Source organism: Sutcliffiella halmapala (genome assembly GCF_002019665.1).
In the GTDB taxonomy this organism is placed as follows: Bacteria; Bacillota; Bacilli; order Bacillales; family Bacillaceae_I; genus Sutcliffiella_A; species Sutcliffiella_A halmapala.
In genome coordinates this window covers 4,197,741-4,211,977 of record NZ_KV917375.1, presented here as the reverse complement: position 1 = coordinate 4,211,977, position 14,237 = coordinate 4,197,741, and the positions used below count along the sequence as shown (strand labels likewise).

Here is a 14,237-nt window from a genome sequence, read left to right as displayed (position 1 = left end):
AGAAAAATATGTCAACAACTGTTATCACTGCATTACAACCATTCCTCCAGGAAAACTGGACAAAGAGTGAATTCACCAATCCAACACCGGTACAAGAAAAAGCAATTCCTGCGATTTTAGAGGGAGCGGACGTGCTTGTAGAGTCACCTACTGGAACAGGGAAAACGCTAGCATACTTACTACCTATCATTGAGAAAATAGATCTCACAAAACAGCACCCACAAGCCGTTATTGTAGCACCGTCTAAGGAATTAGCGATGCAGATCCTTCAAGAAATTCAAAAATGGACAACTGGCAGTGACATTTCTGGTGCGTCATTTATCGGTGGTGCCAATGTTAAAAGGCAATTAGAGAAACTGAAAAAGCGTCCGCAAATTCTTGTTGGGACTCCTGGAAGATTACAGGAACTCATTCAAATGAAGAAAATTAAGATGCATGAAGTGACAACAATTGTCATGGATGAAGCCGATCAGCTATTTATTCCAGAACATAGTAAAACCATTCAGAACATTATTAAATCGACACTGCAAGAAAGACAATTACTGTTATTTTCCGCTACTTTGAAGGAAGAAACAGAGAAGCAGGCTTTGCAATTTATGAGAAACCCACTTGTAATGAAGGTTTCGAGAGATGAGTTGGCACCTTCTAAAGTAGATCATCTATATGTAGTGGTAGATCAACGTGAAAAGGCTAATGTATTAGCAAATATTTTACGCGAAAAAAATATCAAGGCACTTGGATTTGTCCGTGATATCGGTAACCTAGCCGTGTTAACGGAGAAATTATTATTTAAAAAGCTCAATGTTGGTTCTTTGCACTCTGAATCAACGAAACAAGATCGAGAAACTGCATTAAAGAATTTCCGCAAGGATGAGTATCCAGTCTTGCTTGCAACGGATGTAGCAGCAAGAGGACTAGATATAAAAGAGCTTAGTCATGTTATTCATTATGACTTGCCAGAAGAAGTGGAAAGCTATATACATCGCTCTGGGCGTACAGGAAGACAAGGAGCAGAAGGCACTGTTATTTCCATCTTGTCAGAAAGAGAAGAGCGCAAGCTAAAGCAATTCGCGAAAGAACTCAATATTCCTCTTCACAAAAGAGTTATGTTCGGTGGTAAACTTGTGCAAGAACATGAAATAAAACCAGTGAAAAAAGGTAGTTTCAAGAAGAAATCACCTAAAACTAAATCTGGAAGAAAATAAACTACCTCACCTGAGGTGGTTTTTTTGTCATATAAGCGGGAACTTGGGAAATTCACGCTAATTCACTGCAAATAATCTGAGTACATCTGACAATTTCCCGAGAAATTATGACAAAAAAGTCCAATAGGGGCCTGACATCAGTAGGGGGGGTATTACATTTAATTCATCGAGATTCACAAAAACCAAGCTCCTTCCAAAGTATATGCTACTTTGAAAGGAGCTTGGTTTATTTAAGAGTAAGTATCGTGTCTAGTTCGAAATATATTCCTGTTATTCTACAGTGGCTTTGAATTTCAGTGCTTCAAATCCTCGGAATATGATATTGGATCTTCTTGTAGGTTCCTCGATTAATTCTGGATGATGGAAATGTTTTAACAGCACTTCGAATGCAATTTGTGCTTCTAATCTTGCTAACGGAGCACCTAAACAAAAGTGCGGGCCAGAAGCGAAGGAGAGGTGCTTCACTTGTTTTCGCTCTATATCAAACACTTCGGGTTGTTCCATTATCGTCTCATCGCGGTTAGCAGCTCCCAATGCAATTAGAGCAACCTGACCCTCTTTTAAGCTTTGACCATTGAGCTCCATGTCACAAGCTATCCATCTCGTAGTCATTAATACCGGCGGATCATAGCGTAGCACTTCTTCTACCACATTGGATAAAAGGTTGGCGTCATTTTTTACCTTTTCCATGGCATCTGGATGTTGTAGAAGCAAATAATAGCCATTTGTAATAAGATTCACAGTCGTTTCATGGCCAGCAATTAAGAGCAACAAACATGTTGCTACGATCTCATCTTCACTAAGCGTATCCCCAGAATCTGAAACAGAGATTAAGCCACTTAATAAATCATTGCCGGGTTCTGCACGCTTAATCGCAATTAGTTCTCGCATATAGTTACCTGCATCTTTTAGATCAGGGGCAGCTTCCTCCCAATCCTTTTCCGTTGTATTAATATCAATAAACTTAAGGAAGGAATCTGACCATTTTCGAAAAAGGTCTCTATCTTCGTTAGGCACGCCAATCAATTCTGTGATCACCATCACAGGAAGTGAATACGCAAAGTCACGAATAAGCTCGTGTTCCTCTTGTCCTTTTCGCGCCTCAATTAAGTAGTTAGCCATCTCATAAATGGTAGGACGTAAACGGTCCACCATTCTAGGAGTAAATGCCTTTGTAACTAACCCTCTTAATCTAGTATGATTTGGAGCATCCCGAAATAGCATCATATTTCTTGTGAGGTTCACTGCAGGCATAAGGTTTTCCGAGATAGAATTTAACTGTTCAGAAGAAGCAACTTCACGAGCTTCCTTAATAAATCTAGAATCCTTTAAAACAGCCTCTACCTCCTTGTATCCCGTGATAAGCCATCCTTCTACATTGAAGAATTGATACCATTGAACAGGGGCCTTTTCCCGTGCAAGTTTGAAAAAAGGATAAGGGTTTTCGATAAATTGCTTAGCAAAATCGGTAGTTACACTCAAAATATTTCCTCCTTAATATGTATCTATCATACAAATTCGTGAAATTACTTGGAATTCCTTGTCGAAACTTAAAATGTAGAAAAATGTCCATCCCTTTATTTAACATTTTTCGCGAAATGACGTATGATGAGGGAAAGAAACACATTCAAGGAAAATGTTTCTTCCTTAATGGCAATAAGAAAGAAGTAGAGATTTCACACTTATTCTTAAAACTATTGTAAAATGGTGAAAGAATAGAAGTTATGGAGGCTAGTGCTGAATGTTTTGTCACAATTGTGGATTAAAAGTGACGTCTGATGCTAAGTATTGCTCTCATTGTGGAGTGAACTTAAAAAATGAAGACAATCTAATTAATGAAACTCCAATAGAAGAAGGCAGAGGATCGGAGCGAAATCGACAAAAAACTAAGAAACGTTATTTTCCTTTAATTCCTCCGGTTGTTAGTTTACTGCTCCTTTTTGGAAGTATAGGCTGGTACTATAGTCATGAACGAACTGTGAATGCACATGTATTAGCATTAAAAACGACCGCAGAGGAATCTGCACTTGAAGGGGATTATGGTAAAGCAAAAGAGGAATTAGCGTTAGCGATAGAATTAAGACCTCGTTATCATGTCCTTCGAAATAATCTAGATGTAGTAAACATTGCCGAAGAAGTAGAAGTAGAACTGGAAAATACTAATACTCTTATTAAAAGCAAAAAGTTTGATGAAGCAGAAAGCGAGCTTGTTAGACTAAGAGAAAAGGTTGCTAGATTAGATGGGCCATTGTTTCAGCCCATTAAAAAAGAGCTTTCTGAAAAAGATACTATGATTAAGGTTGGAAAAATAAATAATGAACTAGACCAGCTTACTACTGTAGAAGAGTTAGCAAGAAAACTCTCGGTTTTATCTGCTATCCCGTCTGAAGAAGGAAAAGCGGTAAAAGAGCAAATTCTTAATCGAATTGTTCAAATCACAACTGAAAATGCAGAAGCAGAGCTTGAACAAAAACAATTCACAAAGGCCGTTTCTATAACAGATAGAGGACTTCAATATGCTGTTAATGACAAGAGGTTGTTATCATTAAAAGAGAAGATTGAACAAACCAGGGATGAATTTGAACAAGCGGAGTATGAAAGAATTGAAAGGGCCATGGAGGCTGCGGCTAAAGAAGATTTAAAAAATCGAAATGCAGCGCTTGAAGTAGTGAAATTTAAGGTAGAAGAGGATGAGGTAGGAGGAATGACGTTAACAGGAGAAGTGAAAAATGTTGTTTCCACTACGGTTTCCTCAATCACGGTTTATTATAATATTTTAAGCAAAGACAAAACAGTATTAGATACAGGTTTCACAACCGTGTACCCTTATAAATTGGCCCCTGGAGATAAGGGGAAATTTGAAGACTATTATTATGGAGTTTTTGAAGATGTAACTGTTGAAATAGAGAATATGACATGGCTTGTAGAAGGATAAAGTAGGTGTGTGAATGAACAGAAGGTGGATCCTAAGTATCGTAGTGACCATTGCTTTAATAGGAGCAGGGATTTATGGATACTTTTTTATAAAACAAGCAATTCCAAAACAATTAACCGTATTGTCTAGTTTATATATCGAAATGGAAACGGAAGAAAAGGAACAAGTGCCACAAGTTTTAAAGGAAATAATCTTTGAATCTCAAAAGTTAGTAGTGAAGATCGAGTTACAGGATGGTTCATTCGGTTCCGGTTTCCTTTATAACAATAAGGGCGATGTGGTTACTAACGCACATGTGGTATCCAATGTGAAGGAAGTAAAGGTAATTACAGCCGATTCGAAGGAACTAACTGGAGAAGTAATTGGCATTAGTATGGATACGGATGTTGCGGTTGTCCGTGTACCAGATTTGGAAGGAACGGAACCGTTTCGGCTGGCGAAAACAAGGAAAGCGGAACTAGGCGATGACGTGATTGCCCTTGGAAGTCCGCTTGGGCTTCAAAATACAGTCACGACGGGAATCATTAGTGGTGTCGGAAGAAACTTTGATATTGATTCTTTTAAATATGAAGATGTTTTTCAAATTTCTGCTCCGATTGCACCTGGAAATAGTGGAGGGCCACTAATTGATTCAAAAACAGGAGAAGTAGTAGGAATTAACTCCGCAACAATGGATAAAGGGGTTATTGGATTCAGTATTCCTTTAAATAATGTCATTGCCTTATTGGAAGGATGGTCCGAATCCCCAATGCAGTCCCTCCCGCGTATTGGAGCAAACGCGCCAGGGAACAGTGAGGGAACAGCAACTACGAATGAAGATATCGCAACGTATCTAGTGAACTATTTCTATGAAAGCTTAAATTACCGTGATTATGTTACGGCCTATTCTCTCCTTGGGAGCACCTGGCAATCTGAGACATCCTATGAAGATTTTAGAGCAGGTTATTTAGATTTTCTTACGATTGAGACAGAGGATCTCCTAACGAAACAAGCTGGTAGGAATGTGGAGGTAGTTACAGTCATTACTGTTCAGCAGCGCTCCGATAGAGGCGTTTCCTATAAAAAGTATAAGGTGACGTTTGAATTAGGACTTGAAAATGATCAAATGAAAATTCTTTCTGAAAAAAGGAAAGCAATGGAGTAAGAACAAAAAAGACGAAAGCCATCGACTTAGCTTTCGTCTTTTTTATCTTTATTTATGAGATCACACGTCGAATACCAATTATTACTTTTTCCCAATAGGGTCTAAGGTTCGTGATGGTTACCCTCTTATCATTACGAGACGTGTGCAAAATAGTATGATTTCCAATATAGATTGCTACATGCCCGATTCGTTCAATCCCTTTTCGCTTTTTCCGCTTCGGCGTTGTGAAAAAAAGTAAATCTCCTTTTCTAATGGAGGATTTAGAAACTCGTCGTCCTATTTGATATTGCTGACGAGAGTTCCGGGGAAGTAGGATGCCACTTTGCCCATATACATATTGAACGAAGGAGCTACAGTCAAAAATATCTGTACGATCAGAAGGTGCGCCAAATACATACGGAGTACCAATGTGTTTTTTTCCAGTCTTAATAATTTGTTCTGCAGACATATAGTCCCTCCTTTCTGTTCCTTTACTACTATCTATTACATGAAAAAACAAGGGAATTGCTTGGACAAAAACATCTATTTAAAAAAAGAGGTAATCAACTAACTAGCGGAGTATTCTAGTAATAGGAGGCGAAAGGTATGACTAGCGTTGAAAAATTTCTGAACTATTTACAGATCGAACAGAAACAACCATCGTTGGAGTATTTAAATGAATTAGTGGTAGCACATCAGAAAAGAGTAAGGTGGGAGACACTTACGAAGTTCATTGATTTTGAAGACAATGAGAGGGAGAAACTCTACCTTCCTTCGATTGATACCTATATTGATAGAGTAGTAAATCAAGGGACAGGAGGGACTTGTTGGACCTTAGCCCGTGGTTTTCATTATTTACTTCATTCCCTAGGGTTTCAAGTAGATTATTTGTATATGGATCCGGGGCATTTATGTTTGCAAGTTCTTTTAGACCAACCATATTACGTAGACATTGGCTACTGCGCGCCGCTATATAAGGTGTATCCGTTGCACGAGTCATTTAAGGCGGAAAATGATGTGGAAACCTTCACTTACGAAGTACGTGAGGATGATATCCTAGTTTCTAGAGAACCTGGCCCAACGAAAATTCTAGGAAAGAAAACCGTCACAATGAATAAAATGAATCCACACATTCTACATTCTCATAACTGGCAGGATGGCTTTGCCTTTAAGGCTTTGAAAATATTTGGTTACATAGATAATAAACCTTACCAACTAAAAGATAACAAGATTATAAGATTTACTAACAAGAACTACCTGGAGGAAGAATTATCAGCAGAAGGAATACGTTACTGGGTTGAGCAGAAATTCGGCATGGATTATGCTATCTATAAACAGGCTAAGGAAATATATGATAAGAGGAAAATAAAGAGCTGAGGGTTTAAACATCCCTTAGCTCTTTTACGTATAGAAGAACATTGTCTATTTTTTCCCGCGAACAAATATGGTTATCAAAAAAATTACGGCAGCCAAACTATAGGCCACATAAGAAATTGTACTGTACGCTCCCATATTTTGAACGCCTATTCCGATGAATGCCCATACAAAAACGAAAGGATAAACACGGTCACGGTTAACTATGTTAAACCGAATTGCTAATATGGTTGCAATGATTAGCATGATAATAGTCCAGGTCACATCAGTTAAACCAAAGCCAATCCATTGCAGATGAACAAGTACATAACTTACATTTGCGATAGTGGCGACACTAATCCAACCAAGGTAAATGGAAAAAGGTAAGCGGTCAAAAAATCCAGGATCCGAAGTTTTAATTCTTCTATAAAGTGTTATAAGTGTGAGTAATAAACTTACCATTATGACAACAGTCGTAACGAAAAACTCATAATGCCAAAGAACAATCCACGCACTATTTAAAACACAACTAAGGATAAATAAAACATTCGTAGATTTGTAGATAGGAAGATTTCTACGTTCTTTAGGGAATTGGCGGACAATCCAAATTCCAATTAGCAGATAAATCACGCTCCAAATGGAAAATACATACCCGGCAGGAGTAAATAGGACATTCAGTTTATTAGAAATTTCGCCTGTAGTTTGACCGTTTAAAGGTAGGGCGTTCGCTAGAATATTGACAGTGATTACTAAAAGAAAAGCGAATACTTGAAGCCATAATCTCATCGATATTCCACTCCTTTCTACTCTTTCTTAATTAATATTCCTTTTTAACAGAAGAGATAACCCTCTTAATATTCTTAAAGGGTAGGAGGCTGAAAAAATTTTAACAGGTAAGATGGATGCGTTTACAGTAAAGATATTCTTTCAAGTGAAGGAGATTTTCCTACACTTGTTTTGGTAAAGGGTTGCAATATTTTATGAACTTGTCTCATATGATGGAAAATGGGTTATTACGGTTTGACCTTTTCCATTTAGAAAGGAGAACGTTCATGAATAAGTTTTTTAAAGGTACGCTATTACTGGCAATCGCTGCTTTCTTAGGAGAAAGCTTAGAATTTATAGTAAATATGATACTGGCAAAGCAGCTTGGGGAAGCCGGGATGGGACTTTATATGTCGGTTTTACCTGTGATTTTTCTCGTGGTGGTCATTGCTAGCTTAGAGTTACCTATCTCTATTTCTAAATTTGTAGCAGCAAAAGAAGAGAAATACCATAAAAGTATGCTCTCACACGCGACCAGGTTAACCGTTGTATTTACGATAACCGTCATCTGTTTAGCAGCAATCATATTGCCGTTCATACCGGTTTTTGAACATTATCACCCTTTAGTAAGATGGTTGATTATATTGATGATTCCGATTGTCTCTTTTTCTTCTATTGCAAGAGGGTATTTTATGGGACTCCAGCATATGGGGAAAATCGCAATTTCTAACTTTTTGAGAAAAGTGGTTCAGTTAATTTTACTTGTAGCAGTGTATCATTTTTTTCATTTTTCCATGGAACTGGCGATACTTATAGCAATTTGTACGTTAGTTCTTACGGAGTTAATTGTCTGTTTCTATCTCTTATATATGTACAGGCATCAATATAGAGAGCTGAAAAATCAGCCAAGCTCAAGTTTAAAAGCAAGAACAGTAAGAAAAAGCTTATTAGAGGTTTCCATCCCTACGACAGGTATGAGGATTTTCCATGCAGTTACTCATGCAATTCAACCGTTTTTGATTAAAATAGCGTTGCTGAAGGCAGGAGTGAGTGAAACAGTTGCGTTGGAAGAGTTTGGCCTATTAGCAGGTGTAGCCTTGACGATAGGTTTCTTCCCAGGCTTTATTGCACACTCCCTGTTAATTGTATTAATTCCTACTGTTTCAGCGGCTTATGAGAACGGGGATTTTGCGAAACTACAACAGCTATTAAAGCAAGTAATTGCGTTAACCTTTTTGTACGGCATACCGGTGGTAATGATTTTTTATCATTATGCTGTACCATTAACGAATATTTTCTATGAATACTCCAAGGCATCATCGTATTTACAGCTATTGTGGCCCTACTTTTTATTTCATTTATTCGTAATTCCACTACAAGCATATATGATTGGACTAGGACTAATAAAAGATGCCTTTTTACATTCTATTTGGGCTACAATTGTTACTTTTACCTTGATTTTTTTACTTGGATCATTGGAAACTTTTCAAATGTCAGGGGTTATATTGGGAATGAATGCTGGAGTTGTGCTCTTAACAATGATGCACTATTTAACTGTTTGCCAAAAAATTAAGGTTACATTGTGGTTGAGGCGAATCAGAGCACAAAATATCTAAAGTTTTTGTAGGAAAGGTTTTTTTAAACAAACGTTTGATTAAGGGAGAATCGAAATCCTATTAAATCAGGGATAGAAGGGGGTGGTGGAAAATTAACTTTTTTAAAAGGTATGGTAGAAAAATGTTGGATAACTGGAAAAGATAATGGAAATTAGCCAAAAACAACGGTAAACCTATTGTAGAAAAGGTTTTTTTAAACAAACGTTTGTTTAAGAGGAAAACGAAATCTAATAATAACAAGGATTATAGAGCTTTGTTGGAAATTAACTTTTTAAAAAAGTATCGTGCGAAAATATAATTGTGAATGAGAAAATCTTTCCACACCTCAAAAGTTTCTTTTACAAAACAAAACAGTATACAATAGAAGTAAGGAATATTAGTTGAGGTGGGCAATTTGTTAGAGAATCAGGAAAATCTCTTGTTGAAAGCAGAGGAATTTATTCGTCTTTGCTATATGGAATTGAATAAATCAGAGGAAGAATTATCGATTAGGTTGCAAGAAATTAAAGAAGCTATTGTGCAAGTTGGCACATACGAGCATACATATGAAGAATTAGAACATGGAGCAAAGATGGCCTGGCGGAATAGCAACCGCTGTATTGGCAGATTATTTTGGAATGCGCTACAGGTGATAGATAAAAGGCATTTAATGCGAGAGGATGATATTGCCAAAGCACTTCTGCATCATATAGAATTTGCGACTAATCGTGGGAAAATCAAACCTACGATTACGATTTTTCGCTCTGAGAAAGAAGCGAATAAACAAATACGTATTTGGAACCACCAGTTGATTCGGTATGCTGGCTATGAGACGGAGCATGGAATAATTGGTGACCCAGCATCCGTTGCTTTTACAAAAGTATGTAAAGAACTTGGCTGGGAGGGAGAGCAGACCCATTTTGACATCCTTCCCTTAGTTGTTCAGGTCGATGGAGCAAATCCAAAGTGGTATTCCATTCCGCAAGAAATTGTACTGGAAGTCCCATTAAAGCACCCGGAATTAAGTCTGTTCAATGACTTACAGTTAAAATGGTATTCGACACCATTAATATCTGATATGCGATTAGAAATTGGCGGTATTCAGTACACTGCAGCTCCTTTTAATGGCTGGTATATGGAAACGGAAATAGGTGCCCGTAATTTTGCAGATCAAGAAAGATATAACATGCTTCCCAAAGTGGCTTCTATCATGGGGCTTGATACAAGTACGAATGCAACACTTTGGAAGGACAAGGCCCTTATTGAATTAAATATTGCCGTTTTGCACTCTTTTAAAGAATTAGGTGTTAGTATTGTCGACCACCATACTGCAGCAATGCAATTTAAGCACTTTGAAGAAAGAGAAGGAGAGAGCTGCAGACATGTGACTGGTGAATGGGCATGGCTTATTCCACCAATATCCCCAGCAGCAACGCATATCTTTCATCATTCCTATGAAGATAAAATAAACACTCCTAATTATTTTTACCAGGATAGGTTGTATTAGAAGTGCACAACAGAATTTAATGATATTCATGTGATTCCTACTCGTATCAAGCTATAGAATTGATGTATAATGGTAACAGTTAAATATGTAATACTCGCATTTATTATTCGTTTACAAGATCCTATCTTGTGTAGATTTAAAGTCGGAAAGAGAGTGGAATATATGGGTCGTAAGTGGAACAACATTAAAGAAAAGAAAGCAGCAAAAGATACTAATACAAGTCGTGTATACTCCAAGTTTGCGCTAGAAATTTATGTAGCAGCAAAGTCTGGGGAACCAGATCCAGAATCAAACATGGCCTTGAAATTTGTACTGGAGCGTGCGAAAACATATAATGTGCCGAAGAATATTATTGATCGTGCGATTGATAAAGCTAAAGGCGGCGGAGAAGAAAGTTATGACGAACTTCGTTACGAAGGCTTTGGACCAAATGGCTCGATGATTATTGTCGATGCATTAACGAATAACGTTAATCGTACTGCATCAGAAGTACGTGCGGCATTCGGGAAAAATGGCGGAAACATGGGAGTAAGTGGTTCTGTTGCTTACATGTTTGATGCAACAGCTGTTTTTGGTTTAGAAGGTAAAACAGAAGACGAAGTACTAGAAATATTAATGGAAGCGGACCTTGATGCTCGTGATATTTTTGAAGAGGACGAGGTTGTCATTATTTATGCCGAGCCCGACCAATTCCATGCTGTACAAGCTGCTTTAAAGGATGCTGGCATTACAGAGTTTTCTGTAGCAGAGTTAACGATGCTTGCGCAGAACGAAGTAGAGCTACCAGAGGATGCTCAAACCCAATTCGAAAAGCTAATTGATGCTTTGGAAGATTTAGAGGATGTTCAACGAGTCTACCACAATGTTGATTTAGGGGAGTAAAATTCAGCGTTGCGGTAGTAGTAATTTCATAGCGACTGCGCGCTAATTATCATAATATGTCTTTTCATTAGTAAATTTATTTTTACAAATGAGGAGGCATATTTTTTATGGGGTTGTTTCCTTTAAATAATAGAAATATATACCAATGGGTGTGGTATTATATTATAATTTTAGAAATATTTAAAAAGGGGGATAGATTACAATGGAAGATTGCTTTATATGTAATAAACATGCTGGCACGATCCAAACGTCAGGAGTAACGATCTATGAAGATGAATATGTCTATATTGGCCATATTGATAAAAATGGTGAACCCAACTATTTAGGTCATATTATGATTGATTTGAAGAGACATGCCCCCACACTGGGAGACATGTCGATGGAGGAAGCAAAAGTGTTTGGTATGATGATGGCGAGGGTTAGTAAAGCGTTATTAGAAACGGAAAATGCGGAACACATTTATTCACTCGTTGCTGGAAATGCTGTTCCTCACCTTCATATGCATATAGTGCCTCGATACCCTAACACACCAAAAAATTATTGGGGACCAATGGCTGTATATGATTGGGAAGATGCTCCTTTTGGTGATGATAATGACGTAGTGAATCTTTGTATGCGAATAAAATCTTATCTAGAGAATAATTAATATGGATAAATCTAATAGAGAGTTTAGTTGGGTTGGTAGCCAAGAAAGTTTCGTTGATAGACCTATTATCAATCGATTCAATCATATGGTAGTCGGTCGTTACGGAGGCAATTCCAGTGCAGGGCAGTACAAAAACGAAGATGGCTGTTTAATATGGTTTGATGAGAAAGAAGACTGGGAGTTTGCTATTATTTTGGATGCACATAATACTGCAGAGAGTGCTGAAATAGTATTAGAAGAATTTATTAAGAAAAAAACTGAAGTCATTTATCTTTTTGCTCAACCAATAACTCAAGTTTTTGGAGAATTGGAAGAAATGGTATTGGATATATTTCAGGATGAAGAGTTCCTTACTGCTTGTCGTAAAATTAAGGGAGAAACAGCTTGTTTAATAGTTGCTAGAAAAGATAAGTATGTATGGTGGTTTTCAGTAGGAGATTGTATTTTATATTTATTTCATGAAGAACTTGCTGCACTTGGGCAGTACCAACTAAATCAAAGACATTTTTTCGAATGGATAGGCCAAGTCAATACGTTCGACCAATCAGTCCCTTGTTATAGTAGTGGAAGGAAGGAGTTAAGAAAAGGTATTAATCATCTTCTTCTTACAACTGATGGGTTAATTGAATGTCCTAACGAACCGTTTTCTAATCCACAAGATATTGCTAAAATATTTTCAAATTCCCAAGATGATAAAGCGATGATGTCATTATTGGAAAAAATACAAGAAAACAACGTAAGAGATAGCACTACTATGATTTCTTGGAAGGTAAATATAGAAAAAGAAGCGAGTAAGCCAAGCGACCTTTAAAATATAATAATGAACAAGAGGTGTGGAAGACAAACCTCTTGTTCATTAACGCTCCTTCATTTTCTAAAATAAAGGAGCACTTTCCACTTTTTACAAAGCAGCTTTTTGCAATTTGTGAATTACTGATAAGGATTTTCCAGTACCGATTGCTACGGATTCTAGTGGGTTTGGAGCAAGATAAACTGGTACAACGATTTCGTTGCTTAACCATTCCTGCATTCCGTTCAATAAGGCTCCACCGCCTGTAAGAACAACCCCTCTATCTACAATGTCCCCACTTAACTCTGGTGGGCAATCTTCTAGTGTTGCTCGGATTGCTTCTAGTATGTGTAAGAGAGATTCTTTAATGGATTTTTGAATTTCTGAAGAGTGCAATTCAATTGTTTTTGGTAGGCCAGATACAAGGTCTCTACCACGAATTTCCATTGTTAAATCCGTATGATCTACTAATGCATAACCAATCTCTATTTTGATTTGTTCCGCGGTACGTTCCCCGATAAGGAGGTTATAATTTTTACGTACATAGTGGATAATATCTTCGTCCAATTGGTCTCCACCAACTCGGATTGAATTACAGGAAACAACGCCACCATAAGAAATAATAGCAACCTCTGTTGTTCCTCCACCAATATCCACGACCACATTCGCTACAGGCTCTCCTACAGGAAGATCTGCTCCAATTGCAGCTGCTACTGGTTCTTCGATTAAATGCACCTGTTTTGCTCCACAATTTTTCACAGCATCTTGAATCGCTCTACGTTCAACCGATGTTGAACCAGAAGGAGTACAAACGACTACACTTGGTTTGCGGATTGAAAAGCCCATTGCCTTTCCTGCTTGCTTCATAATCTGTTTTAACATGCTAGTTGTAATGTCGAAATCTGCAATAACGCCATCTTTTAAAGGTCGAACAGCAACGATTCTACCTGGAGTTTTACCAATCATATTTTTTGCTTCTGTTCCTACAGCAAGTACAGCTTTTGTTTCTAAATCAATCGCTACAACGGACGGTTCATTAAACACAATCCCTTTTGTTTTACTGTATACCAGCGTATTCGCTGTACCTAAGTCAATTCCAATTTCAGTTGTTGAAAACATAGTTAACTCACCCAATCATTCTTTTAGTTTGGATCTTTTCTTAAAACCTTGTTGCTTTTACGCTAGAAAAAATCAGTTTTCGGATTTTTTCTTGTCTACTTCAACCATTTATTTATTTAGCAAAAATACGGATTTTTAGATAATATACGGAAAGCAACAATCTACGCGAAAACGACCTTTAGTTTAGGTCTCTTATATACGTTCTAAGAAATATGTCGTTTTGTGGGGGTGAAATCACTAGAATAAAATGGTAATCTACAAAAATTCTTTAATTTTAAAAGATGAAGGTGGGAAATTAAGTAATTTCATGATATATT

13 protein-coding genes are annotated in these 14,237 nt (G+C 37.4%); 9 read left to right on the top strand and 4 right to left on the bottom strand.

Annotated features, from left to right (window positions below; all coding sequences use genetic code 11):
- Positions 1–8 precede the first annotated feature (8 nt).
- Entirely contained in the window at positions 9–1,205 is a 1,197-nt protein-coding gene (locus BK580_RS20650; protein ID WP_078382158.1) for a DEAD/DEAH box helicase, read from the top strand.
- 270 nt (positions 1,206–1,475) lie between these two features.
- Here BK580_RS20650 and BK580_RS20645 read toward each other — a convergent pair whose 3' ends face one another.
- Positions 1,476–2,687 carry a cytochrome P450 gene (locus BK580_RS20645; protein WP_169865183.1) on the bottom strand — a complete coding sequence of 404 codons (1,212 nt, stop codon included), beginning with the start codon at positions 2,685–2,687 and terminating at the stop codon, positions 1,476–1,478.
- Positions 2,688–2,946: 259 nt separating this feature from the next.
- Between BK580_RS20645 and BK580_RS20640 the strand changes: the two genes are divergently transcribed.
- Together BK580_RS20640 and BK580_RS20635 are read left to right on the top strand one after the other, a co-directional pair.
- On the top strand, positions 2,947–4,140 hold the full coding sequence (locus tag BK580_RS20640) for an FxLYD domain-containing protein (RefSeq protein ID WP_078382156.1): 1,194 nt from the start codon (positions 2,947–2,949) through the stop codon (positions 4,138–4,140).
- Positions 4,141–4,153: 13 nt separating this feature from the next.
- Complete coding sequence (locus tag BK580_RS20635) at positions 4,154–5,284, top strand: S1C family serine protease (protein WP_078382155.1); 1,131 nt, start codon at positions 4,154–4,156, stop codon at positions 5,282–5,284.
- 52 nt (positions 5,285–5,336) lie between these two features.
- On the opposite strand, the gene BK580_RS20630 is transcribed toward BK580_RS20635, so the two are convergent.
- Positions 5,337–5,732: a C40 family peptidase gene (locus tag BK580_RS20630; protein ID WP_078382154.1), complete on the bottom strand. Its 396-nt coding sequence runs from the start codon at positions 5,730–5,732 to the stop codon at positions 5,337–5,339.
- Positions 5,733–5,869: 137 nt separating this feature from the next.
- Between BK580_RS20630 and BK580_RS20625 the strand changes: the two genes are divergently transcribed.
- Positions 5,870–6,640 carry an arylamine N-acetyltransferase gene (locus BK580_RS20625; protein WP_078382153.1) on the top strand — a complete coding sequence of 257 codons (771 nt, stop codon included), beginning with the start codon at positions 5,870–5,872 and terminating at the stop codon, positions 6,638–6,640.
- Between the two features lie 45 nt (positions 6,641–6,685).
- Here BK580_RS20625 and BK580_RS20620 read toward each other — a convergent pair whose 3' ends face one another.
- The gene (locus BK580_RS20620) at positions 6,686–7,402 is read right to left on the bottom strand and encodes a TspO/MBR family protein (protein ID WP_078382152.1); all 717 of its coding nucleotides are present in this window, start codon (positions 7,400–7,402) and stop codon (positions 6,686–6,688) included.
- 266 nt (positions 7,403–7,668) lie between these two features.
- Between BK580_RS20620 and BK580_RS20615 the strand changes: the two genes are divergently transcribed.
- The 5 genes from BK580_RS20615 (at position 7,669) to BK580_RS20595 (ending at position 12,822) form a co-directional block, all read left to right on the top strand.
- Positions 7,669–8,997 carry a polysaccharide biosynthesis protein gene (locus BK580_RS20615; protein WP_078382151.1) on the top strand — a complete coding sequence of 443 codons (1,329 nt, stop codon included), beginning with the start codon at positions 7,669–7,671 and terminating at the stop codon, positions 8,995–8,997.
- A 394-nt stretch (positions 8,998–9,391) separates the two neighbouring features.
- The gene (locus tag BK580_RS20610) at positions 9,392–10,483 is read left to right on the top strand and encodes a nitric oxide synthase oxygenase (RefSeq protein ID WP_078382150.1); all 1,092 of its coding nucleotides are present in this window, start codon (positions 9,392–9,394) and stop codon (positions 10,481–10,483) included.
- Positions 10,484–10,645: 162 nt separating this feature from the next.
- Positions 10,646–11,365 carry a YebC/PmpR family DNA-binding transcriptional regulator gene (locus BK580_RS20605; RefSeq protein ID WP_078382149.1) on the top strand — a complete coding sequence of 240 codons (720 nt, stop codon included), beginning with the start codon at positions 10,646–10,648 and terminating at the stop codon, positions 11,363–11,365.
- 202 nt (positions 11,366–11,567) lie between these two features.
- Positions 11,568–12,011: an HIT family protein gene (locus BK580_RS20600; RefSeq protein WP_078382148.1), complete on the top strand. Its 444-nt coding sequence runs from the start codon at positions 11,568–11,570 to the stop codon at positions 12,009–12,011.
- Position 12,012: 1 nt separating this feature from the next.
- Positions 12,013–12,822, top strand: a complete 810-nt coding sequence (locus BK580_RS20595; protein ID WP_078382147.1) for a PP2C family serine/threonine-protein phosphatase — start codon at positions 12,013–12,015, stop codon at positions 12,820–12,822.
- Between the two features lie 90 nt (positions 12,823–12,912).
- On the opposite strand, the gene mreBH is transcribed toward BK580_RS20595, so the two are convergent.
- Positions 12,913–13,920, bottom strand: coding sequence for a rod-share determining protein MreBH (gene mreBH / locus BK580_RS20590; protein ID WP_078382146.1), 1,008 nt, complete (start codon positions 13,918–13,920; stop codon positions 12,913–12,915).
- Positions 13,921–14,237: the final 317 nt, after the last annotated feature.

What these genes read in the sequence shown, in the direction of transcription:
- BK580_RS20640 (WP_078382156.1), top strand. Translation starts at nt 2,947, where the DNA reads ATGTTTTGTCACAATTGTGGATTAAAAGTGACGTCTGATGCTAAGTAT.
- BK580_RS20635 (WP_078382155.1), top strand. Translation starts at nt 4,154, where the DNA reads ATGAACAGAAGGTGGATCCTAAGTATCGTAGTGACCATTGCTTTAATA.
- BK580_RS20620 (WP_078382152.1), bottom strand. Translation starts at nt 7,402, where the DNA reads ATGAGATTATGGCTTCAAGTATTCGCTTTTCTTTTAGTAATCACTGTC.
- BK580_RS20605 (WP_078382149.1), top strand. Translation starts at nt 10,646, where the DNA reads ATGGGTCGTAAGTGGAACAACATTAAAGAAAAGAAAGCAGCAAAAGAT.
- BK580_RS20615 (WP_078382151.1), top strand. Translation starts at nt 7,669, where the DNA reads ATGAATAAGTTTTTTAAAGGTACGCTATTACTGGCAATCGCTGCTTTC.
- mreBH (WP_078382146.1), bottom strand. Translation starts at nt 13,920, where the DNA reads ATGTTTTCAACAACTGAAATTGGAATTGACTTAGGTACAGCGAATACG.
- BK580_RS20595 (WP_078382147.1), top strand. Translation starts at nt 12,013, where the DNA reads ATGGATAAATCTAATAGAGAGTTTAGTTGGGTTGGTAGCCAAGAAAGT.
- BK580_RS20600 (WP_078382148.1), top strand. Translation starts at nt 11,568, where the DNA reads ATGGAAGATTGCTTTATATGTAATAAACATGCTGGCACGATCCAAACG.
- BK580_RS20650 (WP_078382158.1), top strand. Translation starts at nt 9, where the DNA reads ATGTCAACAACTGTTATCACTGCATTACAACCATTCCTCCAGGAAAAC.
- BK580_RS20630 (WP_078382154.1), bottom strand. Translation starts at nt 5,732, where the DNA reads ATGTCTGCAGAACAAATTATTAAGACTGGAAAAAAACACATTGGTACT.
- BK580_RS20625 (WP_078382153.1), top strand. Translation starts at nt 5,870, where the DNA reads ATGACTAGCGTTGAAAAATTTCTGAACTATTTACAGATCGAACAGAAA.